Below are 19,564 nucleotides of genomic sequence, written 5' to 3'. Positions count from 1 at the left end.
TCGGACTCCTCAGAACTGGAGGGACTTGGTCTGGAGGTACTCGGCGAGTCCGTGCGCGCCGAGTTCCCGGCCGACCCCGGACTGCTTGTAACCGCCGAAGGGCGCGAGGGGGTTGAACCGGCCGCCGTTGATGTCGACCTGTCCGGTCTCCATGCGGCGGGCGAAGGCCACCGCCTCGGCCTCGTCGGCGGCCCAGACGGCGCCCGCGAGGCCGTACACCGTGCCGTTGGCGATGCGCAGGGCGTCCTCCTCGTCCTCGTACCTCAGGATCGACAGGACCGGGCCGAAGATCTCCTCCTGGGCGATGGTCATCTCGGGGGTGACGTCCGCGAAGACCGTCGGGCTGACGAAGTAGCCGTGCGCGCGGGGGGAGTCGGGGCCGCCGGCGACGAGGCGGGCGCCCTCGGCGACGCCCTTCTCGATGTACCCGCGCACCCGGGCCTGCTGCTTGGCGCTGACCAGCGGGCCGATGCGGTCGGCGTACCTGGCGGCGGCGGTCCGGGCCAGTTCGACGGCCTCGGCGTACTGGTCGCGGTGGACCAGCATCCGGGTCCAGGCGCTGCACGTCTGGCCGGAGTTGGACATCACGTTGGCGACGCCGACGTTCACGGCCTTGGCGAGGTCGGCGCCCGGCAGGATGACGTTGGCGGACTTGCCGCCGAGTTCGAGGGCGACCTTCTTCACGGCCGCGCCGGCCACCGCGCCGATCTGCCGGCCGACCGCCGTGGAGCCGGTGAAGGAGACCAGGTCGACGCCGGGGTGCTCGGCGAGGGCCTGGCCGGCGACCGGGCCGAGGCCGGTGACCAGGTTGAACACGCCCGCGGGCAGGCCCGCCTCGTGCACCGCCCCGGCGAAGAGCTGGGCGGTGAGCGGGGTGTCCTCGGCGGGCTTGAGGACGATCGTGCAGCCGGCGGCGAGGGCCGGGGCGACCTTGGCGACGATCTGGTGGAGCGGGTAGTTCCAGGGGGTGATCGCGCCGACCACGCCGACCGGCTCGTGCAGGACGGTGGAGTTGCCGACCTTCTCCTCGAAGGCGTGGGTCGCGGCCAGCTCGGCGTAGGAGCCCGCGACCGCGATCGGCACGGCCGCGTGCACGGCCTGGGAGAAGGCGAGGGGCGAACCCAGTTCCGCGGTGACCGTCTCGGCGATCTCGTCCTTGCGGGCCACGAGGGCGTCCCGGAGGGCGGTCAGGCGCGCGGCGCGTTCGGCCGGGGGTATGGCGGCCCAGCCGGGCAGGGCGGCGCGGGCGGCCCGTACGGCGGTGTCGACGTCCAGCGCGCCGCCCGCCGGGACGCGGCCGATGACCTGCTCGTCGGCGGGGTTGACGACCTCGATCACGTCCCTGCTCTCCGCGGGGCGCCAGGCGCCGTCGATGTACAGGGCGTCGTGTGCCTTCATGTGTGTCCTCCCGGCGGGTCCGCGTCGTCCGGCACTCAAACTAGCGGTGATAGTTTTCGCGCGCCAGACATTCCTGGGCCGCGGACCTTCCGGGACATCATCGCGAACGGGCCGGCCGGTGCGGACAGGGAGTCCGTACCGGCCGGCCCTCCGGTCACCGGGTCGCGGTCAGATGGGCGAAGACCACCACGTTGCTGGTGTAGCCGGTCCGCCGGCTGAAGAGGCCGCCGCAGGTGATCACCCGCAGCTCCGGGCGGCCGGTGGGGCCGTAGACCTCCTTGTCGGGGAAGCCGGCCTTGTCGAAGACCTTCACCCCGTCCACCGAGTAGACGGCGGTACGGCCGTCCGCCCGCCGGACCTCGATGCGCCTGCCGGATCCGACCTGGGCGAGTCCGGCGAACACGGCCGGCCCGGTGCGGGTGTCGCGGTGCCCCACGGCGACCGCGGTGCCGGCCTCGCCGGGCGTGGGGCCGCCCTCGTACCAGCCGACCAGCCGGGGCGCGTCGACGGGCGGTGTCTCCAGTTCGTGGTTGCGGTCGAGGCGGAGCGGGGTGACGGGGGCGTCGATCCCCAGGGAGGGCACGCGGAAGGACGTCGGCCGGGACCGGGGCAGCGGGCGGGGCGGCGGGGCGTCGGGGGGCGGGTCCTCGTCGGGGCCGGCCTCCGCTCCGCCGTCCCCGCCGCCGGACCGGGAGGAGTCCGCACCGGAGGCCGCCGCGGCACGCCGGCCGGCCCCGGCCGCTCCGCCGTCCGGCCCGCACCGGGCCACTACCGTCACCAGGACGGTCACCAGCAGGGCCGTCCTGGCCAGACGGTAGGCGCGGGTCCGGTGCCAGGGCCTGCGTCGGCGCCTACGCGGCACCATGGGGCCGCCGGCGGATCAGCCGGACGTACACGGCACCGCAGACGGCGACCAGACCCACGGCGGCCGCGGCGGCCACCGGGGAGTACGCGGCGGCCGTGTCGATGAGGCCGCCGCCGCCCGCGTGGACGCCGCCCTTGGGGCCGTCGTGGTCGTTCCCGCCCCAGCCGCCGTTGTTGTTCCGCTGGTCGTCGGCGATCTGCCCGTTCGGGCCGTGCTCCCCGCGCTCCCCCTGCTCCCCCTCGTGGCGCCCTTCCTTGCAGTTGACCCGGAAGACCTTCTCCTTCACGGCCGCGGGGGTCCCCACGATCCAGCTGATCTTGTACTGCCCGTCCGCCAGGCCCAGCGGGTCGGTGTGCCCGGCGCCCCCGGCGAGCTGGATGACCCCGGAGACGGTGGCGGCGGTGGGCAGCGGGGGCTGCGGGGTGATCGTGTAGGCGATGCTGGTCAGGGTGTCGAAGTTGACGGCCTCGAGATAGAACCTGCAGACCACCGGATCGTCCTTGGCCGATCCCACGAGCGACGTTCCGCGGAGGTGGCGCTCGTCGTGGATCCGGATGTCGCCGTTCTCCCCCTGGGCCACCGCGCTCGGCGCCGCCACCCATGACGCGCCCGCCGCGGCGAGGGCGGTGAGGACGACTGTGGCGCCCGCGCGGGAGCCGACGGCACGTGGGAGTGTCAGGGTGGGCATGCGCAATCCTCCGAGTTCAGACGATTTTCATACAAATCGCTCTTTCGCCTGGACTCTCCGTCATGGGCCGCGCGGCCCCGGGCACCGACGCCCGACGCGCCGTCAGAGATCGCTCGTGCGGCGCAATCCCGGGCGCCTCGGCCGTTTCCCGCTCACCCGCCCGGACGGCCCCTCGGACCGGCCCGGCGAGCGCAGCGCCACCCCCGACGACAGCAGCAGCAACGCCCCGAGCATCACGAACGGCGCCGCCACCCCGGCCACACCGGCGACCAGACCCGCGGCGGCGGGCGCGGCGACCTGGCCGAGCCGGTTGCCGGTCAGCCGCAGCGCGAGCGCGGTGGAGCGGGCCCGGTCGGGCGCGGCCTGCACCACCGTCGTCATCGACAGCGGCTGGCCGACGCCCAGGCAGAAGCCGAGGGCCGTGAGCATCGCGCCGAGCACCCGGACCGGCACCGGCAGCGCCACCCCCGCGCACAGCAGGGCGGCCAGCAGGCAGGTCACGCTGAGCAGCGCGGGCCGGCCGAGCAGCCGCAGCAGCGGGGTGAGGACCAGCCGGCAGGCGATGGTCGCGCCGGCCCGGAGGCTGAGCAGGACACCGATCACCGACGGGGCGATGCCCCGGTGCTCGCCGACCACCGGGAGGTAGGCGGTGAGGATGTCGGTCGCGGACAGCACCGACAGACTGACGAGCATGCCCGCGGGCACGCCCCGGGCGCGCAGGATCCCGGCGACCGGCACCCGTTCGCCCCGCGGCGAGCGGGAGCCGGCGGCCGTACGGTCCTCGATGCGCCACAGCGAGGCGAACGCCACGGCCGCGCCCGCCCCCGCCACGACGAGGGCGAGCGCGCTGCTGTGCGCCATGTCCGGGCCGCCGATGAGGGCACCGGCGGCGACGGGGCCGATCAGCTGGCCGAGGGAGGCGCCGATGGTGAAGTGGCCGAAGTTGCGGTCCTGTTCGTGCGGTGCGGACTGGCGGGCCACCAGCGACTGGGCGCCGATCACGAAGCAGAGGTGGCCGAGGCCCATCACCCCGCTCCACAGGGCCATCGTCCCCAGGGAGCCGGCGAGCCCGCTGAGCGCGCAGCCGCCGGCGATGAGGACCACACCCACCGGCAGCAGGGGCGCACAGCGCCCGTGGTCGGTGCGGCGGCCGAGCGGTACGGCGGCGAACAGCGGCAGCAGCGCGTACACACCGGCGATGACACCGACCGCGCGTTCGTCGGCGCCCAGCGCGAGGGCCCGGTAGGAGACGGCGGGCCGGGCCATCGACACCGCCCCCTGCGCGAAGGAGAAGGCGATGACGAGGCGGAGCAGCCAGCCGCGGTTCCCACCGGGCGCCATGGGTACGACCTCCGTGGAGTGGTCAGATGATGCCGAACAGGATTCCCGCGCCGAGCACCACCAGGGAGGTGAGCGCGGCCCACTTGACCACGAACCGGGTGTGGTCGCCGAACTCGACCTTGGCCATGCCGACCAGGACGTACACGGCGGGGACGAGCGGGCTGGACATGTGCAGGGGCTGGCCGATGATCGAGGCGCGGGCGATCTCCACCGCGGGGACGCCGTGCGCCTGGCCGGCCTCGGCGAGCACCGGCAGGACGCCGAAGTAGAAGCCGTCGTTGGACATGAAGTACGTGAGCGGGATGCTCAGCACGCCGGTGACGAAGGCCATGTGGGGGCCCATGCCGTCGGGGATGTTGGCCACCAGCCACTTCGCCATGTGGTCGACCATCCCGGTGCCCTGGAGCACACCGGTGAAGACGGCGGCGGCGAAGACCATGCCGGAGACGTTGAGGACGTTCTCCGCGTGGGCGGCGATCCGGGCCTTCTGGTCCGGCATGTGCGGGAAGTTGACGGTCAGGGCGAGGGCCGCGCCGAGCAGGAACAGCACCGGGATCGGCAGCCACTCCATGATCATGGCGGTGAGCAGGGCGACGGTGAGCAGCGCGTTGAACCAGTACAGCGCGGGCCGCAGGGTGGCGCGGTCCGGGTCGAGGACCTGGAGGCTCTTGTCCTCGGGCGCGTCGGGCAGGTCCGCGCCGGGAGTCGAACCGCCGGCCTTCTGCACGTCCGCGCCGGCTCCGGCGCCGACCAGCACCGTCTCGGTCTCCTCCACCAGCACCTCGTCCAGCGTGAGGACGCCGAGCCGCCTGCGCTCGCGGCGGCCGAGGACGTAGGCGAGGGCGAAGACGAACAGCAGGCCCATGGCGAGGGCCGGGATCATCGGCACGAAGATGTCGCCGGCGTCGAGCTTCAGCGCGGTGGCGGCGCGGGCGGTCGGGCCGCCCCACGGCAGCGTGTTCATCACGCCGTTGGCCATGGCGGCGACACCGGTCATCACGACCAGGGACATCTTCAGGCGCTTGTACAGCGGGTACATCGCCGAGACGGTGATCATGAAGGTGGTGGAGCCGTCGCCGTCCAGGGAGACGATCGCGGCGAGGACGGCCGTACCGATCACGATCCGCAGCGGGTCGGCCTTGCAGAACTTCAGGATGCCCCGCACGACGGGGTCGAAGAGGCCGACGTCGATCATCACACCGAAGTAGACGATCGCGAACATGAGCATCGCCGCGGTGGGGGCGAGGCCGGTGATGCCGTCGATGACGTAGTCGCCGAGCTTGGCGCCCTTGCCCACGAACACGCAGAAGAGCGCGGGTATGAGCACGAGCGCCGCGATCGGCGACATCTTCTTCAGCATGATCAGGACCAGGAAGGTCGCGATCATGGCGAAGCCGAGGATGGTCAGCATGAGTGGATACCTAACGTTCGCCCTTGAACATCCCACCTGGGGGTCGGCGGTGCGATGACGTTAGGTCCGTTCAAACGGCGTTAACAAGACGTTGACACGCGAGCAATACGCGCAAAAGTCCAGGTCACAGCAGTGTGACGACCTCGACGGGTACGCCGTTGAGCACCGCGTTGCCCGACAGCGGATCGAGCAGGCTGCCGTCGAGCAGCTGGTTGACGTTGACGCCGGGGACGCCGGCGGCGTGGCTCAGCCGGGTGCCGGGCCGGTCGTGGCCCCAGCCGTGCGGCAGGCTCACCACCCCGGGCCGGACGCCGTCGGTGACCTCGGCGGGGACCACCACCGCTCCCCCGGCGCCCTTGACGCGGACGTCCGCGCCGTCCCGGACGCCGAGCCGGCCGGCGTCCTCGGGGTGGATGTGCAGGGTGCAGCGGTTGCTGCCGCCGGTGAGGGCGGGCACGTTGTGCATCCAGCTGTTGTTGGAGCGCAGATGGCGGCGGCCGACGAGGACGAGGCCCTCCGGCCGCTCGTCCAGCGCCCGGCGCAGCCGGGGCAGGTCGCCGGCGATCGGCTCGGGCAGCAGCTCGACCTTGCCGCTGCGGGTCTTCAGCGGCTGCGGCAGCCGCGGGCGCAGCGGGCCGAGGTCGATGCCGTGCGGGTGGTCGAGCAGCTTCCGCAGGGTGAGCCCGTCGGGGCGGGCGCCGAAGCCGTCGCCGTACGGGCCGAGGCGCAGCATCAGGTCGAGCCGCCGCTCGGGGCCGTTGTCGCCGGTGAGCCGGGCGGCGAGGTCGTGCGGGTCGCGGCCGTGCACCGGTGAGTGCGCGTCCCGGACGGCCTTGCCGAGGGTCTGCTCGATCACCATCGCGTCGACGGCGGCCGGGTCGGCGCCGTCCGTGCCCGTGGCGGCCAGGACCAGCCGGGCGAGGATCTCGCTCTCGGCCATGCGGCCGGGCTCCAGCGGGACGGCCGGGCGGGTGTAGCGGACCTGGTTGCGCACGGCGAGGGTGTTGAAGGCGAAGTCGTGGTGCGGGCTCTGGGACGGCGGGGGCGGGGGCAGTACGACGTGGGCGTGGCGCGAGGTCTCGTTCAGGTACGGGTCGACGCTGACCATGAAGTCCAGGGAGGCGAGGGCCTTGTCGAGCCGGTCGCCGTCGGGCGCGGAGAGCACGGGGTTGGCGGCGACGGCGATCAGCGCGCGGACCGGTGTGCCCTCGTCGGTCGCGGTGTCGATCTCCTCGGCGAGCGCGGAGAGCGGCAACTCGCCCTTCGCCTCCGGGTGCTTGCTCACCCGGGAGTGCCAGCGGCCGAGCTGGAAGCCGCGGCCGGGGCCCGCCGGGCGGGGTGTCCGGTCGGTGGCGGCCTGCGGGAAGAGGGCGCCGCCGGGGCGGTCCAGGTTGCCGGTGAGGATGTTGAGGACGTCGACCAGCCAGCTGGCCAGGGTGCCGTGCGGGACGGTGCAGCTGCCGATGCGGGCGTAGACGGCGGCGGTGTCGGCCGCGGCGAGGTCCCGGGCCAGGGTGCGGATGACGGCGGCGTCCAGGTCGCAGGCGGGGGCCGCGGCCTCGGGGGTGAAGTCGGCCAGCGCGTCCCGGAGTTCGCCGAGACCCTGGACGTGCGGGGCGAGGTGCTTGAGGTCGACGAGGTCCTCGGCGAAGAGGGTGTGCGCCATCGCGGCGAGCAGCAGGGCGTCGGTGCCGGGCCGGATCGCCAGGTGCCGGTCGGCGAGCCGGGCGGTGCGGGTGCGGCGCGGGTCCACGACGGTGAGGCGGCCGCCGCGGGCCTTGAGCGCCTTGAGCCGGCCGGGGAAGTCGGGGGCGGTGCACAGACTGCCGTTGGACTCCAGCGGGTTGGCGCCGATGAGCAGCAGATGGCCGGTGCGGTCGAGGTCGGGCACCGGGATCGCGTGGGCGTCCCCGAACAGCAGCCCGCTGGAGACGTGCTTGGGCATCTGGTCGACCGTGGAGGCGGTGAACAGGCTGCGGGTGCGCAGCGCGCCGACCAGGACCGGCGGGTACAGGCCGCCGGCCACGGTGTGCACGTTGGGGTTGCCGAGGACCACGCCGACGGCGTCGGGACCGTACCGCTCCACGACCGGGCGCAGACCGGCGGCGACCGCGTCGAAGGCCTCCTCCCAGGTGGCCTCGCGCAGGATGCCGTCCCTGCGGACGAGCGGGCCGCGCAGCCGGTCGGGGTCGCCGTCGACGGCCCCGAAGGCGGCGCCCTTGGGGCAGATGAAGCCCTTGCTGAAGACGTCGTCCCGGTCGCCGCGGGCGCCGGTGACGCGGGTGCCCTCGATGGTCAGGGTCAGCCCGCAGGTGGCCTCGCACAGGGGGCAGATTCGCAGGGCGGTGCGGGACACGGGTCCTCCCGTAGGGGTCGGCGCGGGCGGGTCCGAGCGAGCATACCGACCGGTAGGCATGGAGGGGAGCCCCCTTGCCGGGAGCTTCTTCCCGCACCCGCGCCGCCCCCGGCTCAGTCGAGTACGCGCCCCAGGTACGCCCGCAGCAGCTCCCGTGTCTCCCGGATGACCGCCTCGTCCCCCTGGGGGTCGAGGCGGAAGGCGAGCTGGACCAGGGTGTCCGCGGTCTCCACGGCGACCAGGAAGACGCGGCGCAGCTCCTCGTCGGGGCTGCGGCCGAGGTAGCCGGAGAGCAGGTGGACGAGCCGGTCGGCGACCCGGGTGTTGGGCTCGGCCTGCCGGACGCCGACCGGGATCTGGTTGCCGAAGTCGACCAGCGAGAAGCCGGGCGCCGTGCGCTTCATGCCGAGGTACTCGTCCAGGACGGCGTCCATCGCGGCCCGCCAGTCGCCCTTGGGGGCCTCCTTCAGCCGCTCGGTGACGCGCTCGACGTACCGCTCCAGGTTGCGCTGGGCGAGGGCGTCGGCCATCTGCCGTTTGTTGCCGAAGAAGCGGTAGACCGAGCCGATGGGGACTCCGGCGCGCTCGGCGACCGCACGGGTGCTCAGGTCGTCGTAGCCGACCTCGTCGAGGAGTTCGGCGCAGGCGTCCAGGATTCTGGTCAGCCGTTCGGCGCTGCGCCGCTGGACGGGCGCACGGCGGAGCGATGTCGCGTGGGGCACGGGCTTCATGATGCCTTTCCGCCGGGATCCGGTGAACCTCCCCCCACAGTACGGAGACGGGTGGCCGGTGCACTCATGTGCGGGCGCGGCTCGTGCGCGGGCCCGCGCCGGTGTGACCGGTCCGCGGGCCCGGCTCATCCGCCGCCGGCGGGCGACGCGCCCCCGGCCGGCGCCTCCGCCGCATCCGTGCCGGTCCCTTCCGGGGCGGCGGTGCCACTGCCGGCCGCACCCGTGCCGGCAGCATCCGGGACGGCCGTGCCCGTTCCGTCCGGACCCGTGCCGGCCTTCCCCGTCTCCGCGTCCGACACCGTTATGTCGGCGCTGCTCTCGACCGGTTTGCCGTGGACCGCCCACACCGTGCCGTCGTCGGCGTACAGGCGCGCGGTGATCTGGTGGGTGCCGTGCGGGACGGCGTCGGCGCCCAGGCGGTACGCGGGGCCGTGCAGCCGGGCGACCCGGCGCCCGTCCACGAAGAGGCGGACGAATCCGCGGCCGGTGACCGCCGCCGGCCGCGCGCCGGGCGCGGAGCAGCCGAAGTACCGGAAGGCCAGCCGGACGTCCCAGCCGCCGGCCGGGTCCTCGGTGACCTCGACGGCGACCTCGGGGGCGTTCTTCCGGGGCACCTCCCGCAGGTTCCGGCCGGTGGTGTCGGTCTCGTCCAGCACCTTGCCCACGGGTGAGGACGAGACCGCGCCCCCGTGCGCCTCACCGGTGGTACAGGCCACCGCCCCCAGCGGCAGCAGGACGCACACCGCGAGCGCGGCGAGCGGCCCGCGCTTCCCCTTCGTCCACGACATGAGCGGGAGCGTAGAACAGCGGCGGGGCGGCCCGGATCCCCCTCAGGTCGGGTTCCGCCCCTACCTGAGGGGGAGGACCCCGGACCCTCTTGCGCGGACCCCCGCTCATTCCTACGGTGTTGCATAGGAATCGGGAACACGAGGAGCGATGATGAGCGGGGACGCACGGAAGACCGCCGAGGGGCTGTCGTATCTGACCGGGTTCGGCAACGAACACGCCTCGGAGGCGGTGCCGGGCGCCCTGCCCGAGGGCCGCAACTCGCCGCAGCGCGCACCGCTCGGCCTGTACGCCGAGCAGCTGAGCGGTACGGCCTTCACCGAGCCGCGGGCGCACAACCGGCGCTCCTGGCTGTACCGCATCCGCCCCTCGGCCGCGCACCCCGCGTTCACCCGCACCGGCAACGGCGCGATCCGCACGGCCCCCTTCACCGAGACGGTGCCCGACCCCAACCGGCTGCGCTGGAACCCGCTGCCGCAGCCCCCGGCCGGCACCGACTTCCTCGCGGGCCTGTGGACGCTGGGCGGCAACGGCGACGCCACCCAGCGCTCCGGCATGGCCGTGCACCTGTACCACGCCAACGCCTCGATGGACCGGGTCTTCTCCGACGCCGACGGCGAACTGCTGATCGTGCCCGAGCGGGGCGGGCTGCTGCTGCACACCGAGTTCGGGCGCCTGCATGTGGAGCCTGCCCATGTTGCGCTGATCCCGCGTGGGGTGCGCTTCCGTGTGGAGCTGCTCGACGAGTCGGCCCGAGGCTATGTGTGCGAGAACTACGGGGCGCCGTTCAAGCTCCCCGATCTCGGGCCGATCGGCGCCAACGGGCTCGCCAATCCCCGGGACTTCCGGGCGCCCGTCGCGGCGTACGAGGACGTCGAGAGCCCGGTGGAGGTGGTGAACAAGTTCTGCGGCAACCTCTGGAGGGCCACCTACGACCACAGCCCGCTGGACGTGGTCGCCTGGCACGGCAACCATGTGCCGTACGTCTATGACCTGCGCCGGTTCAATGTGATCGGCACCATCTCCTACGACCACCCCGACCCGTCCGTCTTCACGGTCCTGACCTCCCCCTCGGACACCCCGGGCCTGGCCGGTGTGGACTTCGTGGTCTTCGCGCCGCGCTGGCTGGTGGGCGAGGACACCTTCCGGCCGCCGTACTTCCACCGGAACGTGATGAGCGAGTACATGGGCCTGATCGAGGGCGCGTACGACGCCAAGGCGGAGGGCTTCGTTCCGGGCGGCGGCTCGCTGCACAACATGATGTCGGCGCACGGCCCGGACCGGGAGACCTTCGACCGGGCGAGCGCGGCCGAGCTGCGGCCGCAGAAGATCGACGACGGGCTGGCGTTCATGTTCGAGACCCGCTGGCCGGTGACCCTCACCCCGCAGGCGGCGGGCGCCGAACACCTCCAGCAGCGCTACGACGACGTGTGGCAGGGGCTGGAACGGCACTTCAGGGGGTGACCGCCACCGTTGCGCCGAACGTTCTCCGACAGGTACGGATAGCCGCGTGACCTCCTTCGCTCCGGATTCGATCGTCCTGAACCGCAAGCTGCCGCTGTGGTACCAGGTGTCGCAGTCGCTGCGCGCCTCGATACTGGGCCGCTCGCCCGAGGACCCGCTGCGCCTGCCCACCGAGGAGCGCCTGGCGGAGCACTACGGCGTGAGCGTGCTGACCATGCGGCAGGCGCTGAAGGAGCTGGAGGACGAGGGCCTGATCAGCCGGCACCGGCGGCGCGGGACGTTCATCGAGCCGGGTGTCCGGCGCGGGGCCCCGGTCCGGCTGCTGGGCTCGGTGGACGCGATCGTGGCCCAGCAGTCCGGGATGACGACCGAACTGCTCGGCCACGGGCGGGTGCCGGTGCCCGCCGGACTCGCCGAGTACTTCCCGGACTGCGCGGAGGTGGCGTCGTACCACCGTCTGCGCTGCGACGAGAAGACCGGCGAGCCGACCAACCACGCCGTCAACCACATCCGTCCCGAACTGGCCGAGCGCGTCGACGTGGACGACCTGGTCCGCTGGCCGATGACCAAGGTGCTGCGGGACGTGGTGAAGGCGGACATCAGCCGGATCACGGACACCGTGGAGGCCCGGCTCGCCGACCCGGAGACGGCCCGCCTGCTCCAGATCCCGCTGCTCAGCCCGATCCTGCACTACACGGGCGTGACGTACGACAGCGAGGGGCGGGTGCTGGACGTGGCCGTCATCCACTACCGGGGGGACAGGTTCTCCTTCACCGTCACCCTCGACGCGTAGACGCTCCGCCGGTTCCGCGGCGCCGGGCCGCCGGCCGTCCGCGGGCCCGCCGCGGCCGGTCGCACCGCGCGGCGCGGCCGTACCCCGCGTGCGGTCCGGGACCCCTCTGGGGGGCTGCCGGGCTGCCGTACCATGCCCAGCGTGACGCACGACGACGCTCCGCTGCTGGCGGACCTCATGCCGTGGTCCGTCGCACCGCTGCGGCCGGGCCGTGCCTGGCCGGCGGCGCCCGATCCGGGCTCGCTGAGGGCCCGCTGGGACGCCCTGCTGAAGGCCGAGGGCCCGGACCGGGAGGCCCTGTTCGAGCCGAGCCGCGCCCGTACGCTCCAGTCGGCGGTGGGCCAGCTGCCCGGCCAGTCCACCGGCACGGAGCGGCTCGTGCGCGCGGAGGGACCCTGCGCGGAGCCGGTGCGGGTGCTGGCCGCCCCCTTCGACGAGCAGTGGCTGATCCCGGACCACCGGCTGCTCGACACGGCCCGCCCGGAGCTGTGGCGGGTGGCGGACGGGCAGCAGGTGTTCGCCGTCGGGACGGGCGACCCGGACACCCCGCTGCTGGCGACCTCGCACCTGCCGATCCTGCGCACCGGCCGGGTCCGCCCGCTGTACCGCCGCCCCGGCGGCACGGAACCGAACCTGGCCCCCGGCCTGCTGGACCACCTGTCGGCGCGGCTGGGCGCCCGGCCCTCCGCGCCGGACGTGCTGGCCTGGATCCTCGCGGCGGTCCGCCCCGATCTCACCGTCCCGCTCACCGGGGACCTCGGCGTGTGGGAGGCCGGCGTGGACGTGGGCCGCCGGACGCTGTGGCTGCTGCGGCGCGACGGCGAGCGCCCCAAGCTGCCGGGCGGGCGCCGCCCGTACGTCCGCGCGCCCCTGCCGGTCCGGCCGCTCGCCCTGCACTACGACCGTGACGAGGAGACCCTGTACCTGGACGAGGGCCGCATCTCCCCCGTCCCGCCCGCGGCCTGGGACTACGAGGTGGCCGGAGTCCGGGTCCTGGAGGCCTGGTTCACGGCCCGCACCGCACCCGCCGAGCCGGGTACGCTCGCCGCGGTCCGTCCGGCGAGCTGGCCGCAGGCCTGGACGTCGGAACTGCTGGAGCTGGTCACGGTCCTCGCCCTGCTGGCGGAAGTGCGGCCGCTGCGGGCCGGGTTGACGGTGACGTCACCGGTCACGGCGGCGGAGCTGCGCCGGGCGGGCGTCCTGCCGGTACCCGCGCCCGCCCGCCGTCCCGCCTCGGTCCTCGACCACCACGAGGAGGGCCCGGACGGGCAGTTCGCGCTGCTCTAGGGGTGCCGTGCCGGGCGTCGCGGACCCGGGCGGATCCGAAGGAAACCCCCTGGCTGCCGGGCGTCGCGGACCCGGGCCGATCGGAAGGAAGCCCCTCAGCCGCCGGCCGGCCCGCCCAGGGCGGCCTCCAGCCGGGCGATGTCCTGGGCGTCCTTGGCCCGGCGGGGCCGGGAGGGGTCCCAGACGGGCATCATGCGCTTGATCTCGATCTGCACGCGCGGGTCCACGATCGGCGCCTGGAGCGCACCGATACGGCCGGGCTCCCCGCCGAGCAGTCCGTCCGGCCAGGGGGTGCCGGCCCAGGGCCCGCCGGCGACGGTCACCCGGCCCGCCGCGTCCCGTTCGACCAGGGTGAAGCTGCTCTCCAGGCCGTCCTTCACGAAGTCGAGCTGGAGACCTGCGGGCGGCCCGGGGACCGGTGTGTGGCCGAGCCGGGTCAGCGCCCGGGCGAGGGGCTCCGCGTCCTTCGCCCAGGCGAACCAGTCGATGTCCCCGTGGTCCCGGCTGACCTCCCCGAGGAAGAAGTCCATCGCCCAGCCGCCCCGCAGCCAGAGCGGGATGCCGCCGTCCCGGGCCGCCTCCAGCACCTCCGCGATCAGGCCGAGCTGCCGCCGCGCCCGTTCCCGTTCCACCACGACCCCCGTCTCCGACGGCGAAAACCGGCTAGCGCGGCGCGAACGCGTCGATGACCCGTTCCACCGCTCGTTCGAACACCGCTTCCAGATCGATCGGGCCGGCGTCCTCCGTGAACGCCGCCGCCATGCGCGGGTACGCGCCGGTGGCGATCCGGCTGCCCAGGTAGGCGATGCGGGCCGCGTTCTCCTCGTCCTCCGACCACGGCAGGGCACGGACCCGCTCGGCGGTGTCGAGTTCGTTGCGGACGTAGGTCGTGACCATGCCGTTGAGCATCGCGATCAGCTCCAGCTTGGTGCCGTACCGCTCCTCCAGCGGGTCCAGGCAGGCCAGGCAGTGCTCCAGGTAGCGCAGGGCGTTCGGGCTGAAGCCGTACACGGGGGACATCAGGCGGGGCAGCCACGGGTGCCGGTGCATCAGCTCACGCGTCTGCCGGGCGACCCGGCGCATGTCGGCCCGCCAGTCCCCGCTCGGCTCCCAGGGGGCGTGCTCCCCGCCGGCCGCGTCCACCATCAGCTCGTACAGGTCCTCCTTGCGGGGGACGTAGTTGTACAGCGACATGGTGCCGCAGCCCAGCTCGGCGGCGACGCGCCGCATCGACACCGCGTCGAGCCCTTCGGCGTCGGCGATCCGGACGGCGGCGGCGGCGATGTCGTCGCGCGTGTACGCCGGCTTCGGGCCCCGGCCGGTGCGCTCGGGGCGCGCCCAGATCACCTCGGGGACGGCTCCTCGGACTGCCATCGTTCGATCACCTCGGCCACCATCGTAGTTACGTACGGCGTACGTAGTGCGGTATGGTCCCGGCATGGCTACTACGTACGCTGTACTTAGTGAGGGTCTGGAGAAGCGCTTCGGCGCTGTGCGGGCCCTGTGCGGGCTGGATCTGGCCGTCGCCGAGGGCACGGTCTGCGGGCTGCTGGGCCCGAACGGGGCGGGGAAGACGACGGCGGTGCGGCTGCTGACCACGCTGCTGCGCCCGGACGGGGGCTCGGCCCGGATCGCCGGGCACGATCTCGTCCGGGAGGCGGCGGCGGTGAGGCGCCGGATCGGGGTCACCGGGCAGTACGCCTCGGTGGACGGGGACCTCACCGGCCGGGAGAACCTGCGGCTGTTCGCCCGGCTGCACCGGGTGCGCGGGCCGGCCGCCCGGGCCGACGAACTGCTGGAGCGCTTCGGCCTGACCGAGGCGGCGGACCGCAGGGCGTCCGACTACTCCGGCGGCATGCGCCGCCGCCTCGACCTCGCCGCGAGCCTGGTCCGCCGTCCCGACGTGCTGTTCCTGGACGAGCCGACCACCGGACTCGACCCGGCCAGCCGTGCCCGCGTCTGGCAGGCGGTGCGCGAGCTGAAGGCGGACGGCACGACCGTGCTGCTGACCACGCAGTACCTGGAGGAGGCCGACCGACTCGCCGACGACATCGCCCTGGTGGACCGGGGCCGGGTCGCCCACACCGGGTCGCCCGCCGCGCTCAAGGCGGTGATCGGGTCGTACGCGGAGGCGGTGGTCGCGGACGCCGGCGCGCTCACCCGGGCGGCGGCCGTGCTCGACCGGCTGACCGGCCGGGAGCCCGTGCTCGACCGGGACCGGAACGCGGTGGGCGCGGTCACCACCGACCCGACGCTGACCCTGCCCCGGCTGGTGCGCGAACTGGACGCGGCCGGTGTGCCGTTGCTGGACGCGGGCATCCGGCCGCCCACCCTCGACGACGTCTTCCTGCGGCTCACCGGGGAGGCCGCCGACCACCCCGCCGGCACATCCGCCGGCCACTCCCCCAACGGCTCCACCGACGACTCCACCGACGACTCCACCGACAGCAAGGAGCGTGCCGCGTGAGGGCACCCGCGTACGACGGACTGGCGATGGCGGGGCGGCAGCTGCGCCGGGTCCGCAACAACCCGGGCCTCGCGGTCCTGACCCAGATCATGCCGGTCAACATGCTGCTGTTCTTCGGCTATGTGTTCGGCAGCGCCCTGACCGTGCCCGGCCGCGAGTACCGCTCCTTCCTGGTGCCCGGACTGCTCGTCGCGACGGCCGCCGGCGGGCTGATGACCGGCATGTTCCAGGCGGCCCAGGACACCCACCGGGGCGTGGCGGACCGGTTCCGCACGATGCCGGTGAGCCGGGCCGCCGTACCGCTCGGACAGGCCGTCGCGGACCTCGTGGTCACAGCGGTCGGGACGGTGCCGCTGCTGCTGACCGGTCTCGCGGTGGGCTGGCGGATCGAGGGGTCGGCGGCCGGGGTGGCCGGTGCCGTGGGGCTGCTGCTGTTCTTCCGGTTCGCCTGCACCTGCGCGGGGATCCTCCTCGGACTGCTCAGCCGCAGCGAGGAGGCGGCCGGGCAGCTCGGCTCCTCCTCCTTCGTGCTGCCGCTGCTGTCCAACGCCTACATCCCGACGGACAACCTGCCGGGCTGGCTGCGCACGCTCGCCGAGTGGAACCCGATCAGCGCGGTGACCACGGCCCTGCGCGACCTCTTCGGCAACGCGCCGGTCCCGGAGGGTGCCGCCTGGCCGGTGGCCCACCCGGTGGCCGGGTCGCTGGTCTGGTGCCTGCTGCTCACCGCGGTGTTCCTGCCGCTCGCGGTGAGCCGGTACGCGCGGGCCGAGTGAACCCGCACTGCTGACAAAGCCGCCGGCCGGGGAGATCATCCACCCCATGGATCATCTCCCCCTGCCCCTGGAGGGCATCACCGTCGTCGCCGTCGAGCAGGCCGTGTCCGCGCCCTTCGCCACCCGGCAGCTCGCCGACCTGGGCGCCAGGGTCATCAAGGTGGAGCGGGTCGACGGCGGCGACTTCGCGCGCGGCTACGACACCGCGGCCCGCGGTCTCGCCTCGCACTTCGTGTGGTGCAACCGCGGCAAGGAATCCATCGCGCTCGACCTGAAGGACCCGCGCGGCCTGGACGTCGTACGGCGGCTGGTCGCGGACGCGGACGTGTTCGTGCAGAACCTCGCGCACGGCGCGGCGGCCCGGCTCGGTCTGGACGCGGCCACGCTGTGCGCCGCGCACCCGCGGCTGGTCGCCGTGGACATCTCGGGCTACGGCGGCTCGGGACCGTACGCGGACAAGCGGGCCTACGACATGCTCGTGCAGTGCGAGGCGGGGCTGGTGTCGGTCACCGGGACGCCGGAGCAGCCGGTGAAGGCGGGCATCCCGGCGGCGGACATCGCGGCGGCCATGTACGCGTTCTCCGGTGTGCTGGCGGCGCTCGTGCGGCGCGGGACGACCGGGCGGGGCGGGCCGGTGGAGGTGTCGATGCTGGAGGCGCTCGCCGAGTGGATGGGTCATCCGCTGCACCACGCGATGCACGGGGGTGAGCCCCCGGCGCGCACGGGACTCGCGCACGCCGTGATCGCGCCGTACGACGCCTATCCGACGGCGGACGGCGGGCGGGTGCTGCTGTCGGTGCAGAACGACCGGGAGTGGCGGCGGCTGGCCGAGCAGGTCATAGGCCGCCCGGAGCTGGGCGCGGACCCGGCGTACGCGACGAACGCCGCGCGGGTGGCGCACCGGGAGTCGACCGACGCCCTGGTCGCGGGTGCGCTGGCGGTGCTGGACGCCGAGGAGGCGCTGGCACGGCTGGAGAAGGCGGGCATCGCCTGTGCCCGGCTGCGGGATCTGCACGAGCTGGCGGGGCATCCGCAGCTCGCGGCCCGGGAGCGGTGGCGTCGGGTGGGTTCGCCGGCCGGACCGCTGAAGGCGCTGCTGCCTCCCATCACGCTGCCGGGCGGGGACGAGGCACGGATGGGGGACGTGCCCGCACTCGGACAGCACACCGGAGCGCTGCTGCGTGCCGTGGGGATGACGGACGACGAGATCGCAGCGCTGCGCCGGGACGGTGTGGCGGCCTGAGCGCGGGCACCCCTGCTCGGGGTCAGGGGCCCTGCGACGCGGTCAGTGACCGCCGAACAGCGAACGGCGCAGTCGGCGCAACGGCGCGAAGAGGGAGACGCGGCTGACCCGCGCGCCCCGGTGCGTGGTGTCACGCGCCGTGAGTTCGCGCATCAGCGAGGTCGCCTCGACCGTTTCCCGCTGCGGTATGGCGGGACCCGCCAGCACCGACAGATGACGGTCGAGGCGCGAACTGGTCGCGCTGCTCCCGCAGGTGATCGCAGGGACCCTGGCCCTGCTGCGCACTGTTATCTGTTCCATGTCACTCCCCACCCGTACGAGTCCACCCGGCCCGGGCAGGGTAACCCTATCGCCCCGGTGGGGCACGCGTGTATCTCGGCCACAGGATTCACCTTCCCTGTAAGGGGGTTGACCACCCCTCTTTGACTACTCTCCGAATCCGACCGATTTCAGGGTGAGTTGGACAATCGGTTGACCGGTGGGCTGCGCTGACCCCCCGTCAGGTTCGACGGTTACGGCGAGTGACATCGAGGAGGGGTCGAGGCCCTTCGCGACCAAGGGCGTGTCGCCCGCGAGGAGGCCGAGAGAACGCGGTTGCGCACGGGGGCGCATGAGCCAGAGCTGGTGGACGCGTCCGCCGGGCGGGGTGCCGTATCCGCTGAGGGTGACGACGGCCTCCCGCCCGGAGGCGGAAGCGATCACTCCGATATTGCGGCCGCGCGCGTCCCCGCTGCTCGCCGCGCGGGCGTCGGGCGCGGCGAGAACGTGGGCGATCTCACGTGCCCGGGCCTGCTCCGCGTCGAGCCGGTCCTCGGTGCGGTGCGCCTGGACGGCGAAGAGGGAGGCGACGACGAGGGCCGCGGCGGCGGTGGCCGTGGCGAACGGGGCGAACAGGGGGCGCCTCGGGGCCGTACGGGTGCGGCCCGGCGGGGGCTGGGTGCCCCAGACGTGCGGCGGCAGCTGGGTCGCACGCTCCCGGGCCGGCGCCCGGTCCCGCCCGCCCGCGTGCTGGCGCGCCGGCTCCTGCGGGGTGCTGCGGACGGCGGCCAGGACCCGGTCGCGCAGGGCGGCGGGCGCGGGGGCCGCCGTGGACCAGGCGAGCCGGACCGCGTCCTCGGCCAGGTCCCGCACCTCGGCGGCGCAGCGGTCGCAGCCCGCCAGGTGCTTCTCGAAGCGGCGCCGCTCGCCCGGTTCGAGGGCGTCGAGCGCGTAGGGCGCGGCGAGGGAGTGCAGGTCCTCACGGCGCAGCAGCCTGCCGAGGATGCTCATGCGGCGCCTCCCAGGCACTCGCGCAGCCGGGTGAGTCCGTCGCGCATCCGCGTCTTGACCGTGCCGAGCGGCAGCTTCAGCCGCTCGGCCACCTCGCGGTAGGTGTACCCGTCGTAGTAGGCGAGGGTCACCGACTGGCGTTGCAGGGCCGTGAGCCGGTGCAGGCAGCGGCGCACCCACTCGCGTTCCAGGCCGGCCTCCACCTCCTCGGCGACCTGGTCGAACGCGGGTTCCCCGGCGCGCAGGGCCTCGCGCTGCTCGCGCTCGCCGGCCGCGCGGGCGCTGCGCACCCGGTCGACGGCGCGGCGGTGGGCGAGGGTGAGGACCCAGGACAGGGCACTGCCCCGGCCGGGGTCGAACCGGGCTGCGGAGCGCCACAGTTCGAGCAGCACCTCCTGGGCGACCTCCTCGGACTGGGCGGGGTCGCGCACCACCCGCCGGACGAGCCCGTACACCGGCCCGGACACCAGTCCGTACAGCTCCTCGAACGCCCTCTGGTCGCCGCCCGCCACGAGCAGCAGCAGTTCGTCCGCCTGCATGCGGGCCCCCTCTCCGTGGCCGCAGCCGGCTCTTCCCCGCGCACCGCGCATCCGCACCGAGACACACCTCCCTGAGGATTTACGGATCCGCGGGCCGAAAACGCGGGTCCCGGAGCGGGAAAAAGTTTTTCGCCGTCCGACCAAACCGAT

19 protein-coding genes are annotated in these 19,564 nt (G+C 74.0%); 6 read left to right on the top strand and 13 right to left on the bottom strand.

The window, feature by feature from the left end:
- Positions 1 to 9 precede the first annotated feature (9 nt).
- From IEZ20_RS18670 to IEZ20_RS18635, 8 genes are all read right to left on the bottom strand, one after another.
- Positions 10 to 1,398, bottom strand: coding sequence for an aldehyde dehydrogenase family protein (locus IEZ20_RS18670; RefSeq protein ID WP_189300055.1), 1,389 nt, complete (start codon positions 1,396 to 1,398; stop codon positions 10 to 12).
- Between the two features lie 154 nt (positions 1,399 to 1,552).
- Positions 1,553 to 2,263, bottom strand: a complete 711-nt coding sequence (locus IEZ20_RS18665; RefSeq protein WP_189300053.1) for a class F sortase — start codon at positions 2,261 to 2,263, stop codon at positions 1,553 to 1,555.
- On the bottom strand, positions 2,250 to 2,951 hold the full coding sequence (locus IEZ20_RS18660; RefSeq protein WP_189300051.1) for a hypothetical protein: 702 nt from the start codon (positions 2,949 to 2,951) through the stop codon (positions 2,250 to 2,252). The genes IEZ20_RS18665 and IEZ20_RS18660 overlap by 14 nt, the downstream gene beginning before the upstream one ends.
- A 102-nt stretch (positions 2,952 to 3,053) precedes the next feature.
- The gene (locus IEZ20_RS18655) at positions 3,054 to 4,292 is read right to left on the bottom strand and encodes an MFS transporter (RefSeq protein WP_189300048.1); all 1,239 of its coding nucleotides are present in this window, start codon (positions 4,290 to 4,292) and stop codon (positions 3,054 to 3,056) included.
- Between the two features lie 22 nt (positions 4,293 to 4,314).
- A complete protein-coding gene (locus tag IEZ20_RS18650) occupies positions 4,315 to 5,703 on the bottom strand; it encodes a CitMHS family transporter (protein ID WP_189300046.1) in 1,389 nt (462 codons plus the stop codon).
- A gap of 124 nt (positions 5,704 to 5,827) precedes the next feature.
- Positions 5,828 to 8,059 carry a molybdopterin oxidoreductase family protein gene (locus tag IEZ20_RS18645; RefSeq protein ID WP_189300044.1) on the bottom strand — a complete coding sequence of 744 codons (2,232 nt, stop codon included), beginning with the start codon at positions 8,057 to 8,059 and terminating at the stop codon, positions 5,828 to 5,830.
- Between the two features lie 113 nt (positions 8,060 to 8,172).
- The gene (locus IEZ20_RS18640) at positions 8,173 to 8,790 is read right to left on the bottom strand and encodes a TetR/AcrR family transcriptional regulator (RefSeq protein ID WP_189300042.1); all 618 of its coding nucleotides are present in this window, start codon (positions 8,788 to 8,790) and stop codon (positions 8,173 to 8,175) included.
- A 125-nt stretch (positions 8,791 to 8,915) separates the two neighbouring features.
- A complete protein-coding gene (locus tag IEZ20_RS18635) occupies positions 8,916 to 9,578 on the bottom strand; it encodes a hypothetical protein (RefSeq protein ID WP_229896133.1) in 663 nt (220 codons plus the stop codon).
- Positions 9,579 to 9,729: 151 nt separating this feature from the next.
- Between IEZ20_RS18635 and hmgA the strand changes: the two genes are divergently transcribed.
- From hmgA to IEZ20_RS18620, 3 genes are all read left to right on the top strand, one after another.
- Positions 9,730 to 11,040, top strand: a complete 1,311-nt coding sequence (gene hmgA, locus IEZ20_RS18630; protein WP_189300040.1) for a homogentisate 1,2-dioxygenase — start codon at positions 9,730 to 9,732, stop codon at positions 11,038 to 11,040.
- Positions 11,041 to 11,086: 46 nt separating this feature from the next.
- Positions 11,087 to 11,833 (top strand): GntR family transcriptional regulator, encoded by a 747-nt coding sequence (locus IEZ20_RS18625; protein WP_189300038.1) that lies wholly within the window; start codon positions 11,087 to 11,089, stop codon positions 11,831 to 11,833.
- A 132-nt stretch (positions 11,834 to 11,965) separates the two neighbouring features.
- On the top strand, positions 11,966 to 13,120 hold the full coding sequence (locus tag IEZ20_RS18620) for a type ISP restriction/modification enzyme (protein WP_189300036.1): 1,155 nt from the start codon (positions 11,966 to 11,968) through the stop codon (positions 13,118 to 13,120).
- Between the two features lie 95 nt (positions 13,121 to 13,215).
- Here the strand turns inward: IEZ20_RS18620 and IEZ20_RS18615 are convergent, their stop codons facing one another.
- The gene (locus tag IEZ20_RS18615; RefSeq protein ID WP_229896132.1) at positions 13,216 to 13,755 is read right to left on the bottom strand and encodes a nucleotidyltransferase domain-containing protein; all 540 of its coding nucleotides are present in this window, start codon (positions 13,753 to 13,755) and stop codon (positions 13,216 to 13,218) included.
- A 28-nt stretch (positions 13,756 to 13,783) separates the two neighbouring features.
- Positions 13,784 to 14,494 carry a TetR/AcrR family transcriptional regulator gene (locus IEZ20_RS18610; RefSeq protein ID WP_189300034.1) on the bottom strand — a complete coding sequence of 237 codons (711 nt, stop codon included), beginning with the start codon at positions 14,492 to 14,494 and terminating at the stop codon, positions 13,784 to 13,786.
- Positions 14,495 to 14,558: 64 nt separating this feature from the next.
- On the opposite strand from IEZ20_RS18610, the gene IEZ20_RS18605 reads away from it, so the two are divergent.
- The 3 genes from IEZ20_RS18605 to IEZ20_RS18595 are packed head-to-tail and all read left to right on the top strand — an operon-like array spanning position 14,559 to position 17,606.
- A complete protein-coding gene (locus IEZ20_RS18605; RefSeq protein WP_189300032.1) occupies positions 14,559 to 15,587 on the top strand; it encodes an ATP-binding cassette domain-containing protein in 1,029 nt (342 codons plus the stop codon).
- Positions 15,588 to 15,613: 26 nt separating this feature from the next.
- Positions 15,614 to 16,363 carry an ABC transporter permease gene (locus tag IEZ20_RS18600; protein WP_373303948.1) on the top strand — a complete coding sequence of 250 codons (750 nt, stop codon included), beginning with the start codon at positions 15,614 to 15,616 and terminating at the stop codon, positions 16,361 to 16,363.
- A 46-nt stretch (positions 16,364 to 16,409) separates the two neighbouring features.
- Positions 16,410 to 17,606 (top strand): CaiB/BaiF CoA transferase family protein, encoded by a 1,197-nt coding sequence (locus IEZ20_RS18595; RefSeq protein WP_189300027.1) that lies wholly within the window; start codon positions 16,410 to 16,412, stop codon positions 17,604 to 17,606.
- 42 nt (positions 17,607 to 17,648) lie between these two features.
- Here the strand turns inward: IEZ20_RS18595 and IEZ20_RS18590 are convergent, their stop codons facing one another.
- The 3 genes from IEZ20_RS18590 to IEZ20_RS18580 form a co-directional block, all read right to left on the bottom strand.
- Complete coding sequence (locus tag IEZ20_RS18590; RefSeq protein ID WP_189300026.1) at positions 17,649 to 17,906, bottom strand: hypothetical protein; 258 nt, start codon at positions 17,904 to 17,906, stop codon at positions 17,649 to 17,651.
- A 126-nt stretch (positions 17,907 to 18,032) separates the two neighbouring features.
- On the bottom strand, positions 18,033 to 18,875 hold the full coding sequence (locus IEZ20_RS18585; RefSeq protein WP_189300024.1) for an anti-sigma factor: 843 nt from the start codon (positions 18,873 to 18,875) through the stop codon (positions 18,033 to 18,035).
- Positions 18,872 to 19,414: a sigma-70 family RNA polymerase sigma factor gene (locus tag IEZ20_RS18580; RefSeq protein ID WP_189300022.1), complete on the bottom strand. Its 543-nt coding sequence runs from the start codon at positions 19,412 to 19,414 to the stop codon at positions 18,872 to 18,874. Before IEZ20_RS18580 ends, IEZ20_RS18585 begins: the two co-directional genes overlap by 4 nt.
- Positions 19,415 to 19,564: the final 150 nt, after the last annotated feature.

It is taken from the genome of Streptomyces cinerochromogenes (assembly GCF_014648635.1).
Lineage (GTDB): Bacteria > Actinomycetota > Actinomycetes > Streptomycetales > Streptomycetaceae > Streptomyces > Streptomyces cinerochromogenes.
The sequence above is the reverse complement of the archived record's forward strand: the minus strand, read 5'-3'. Positions and strand labels throughout refer to the sequence as shown.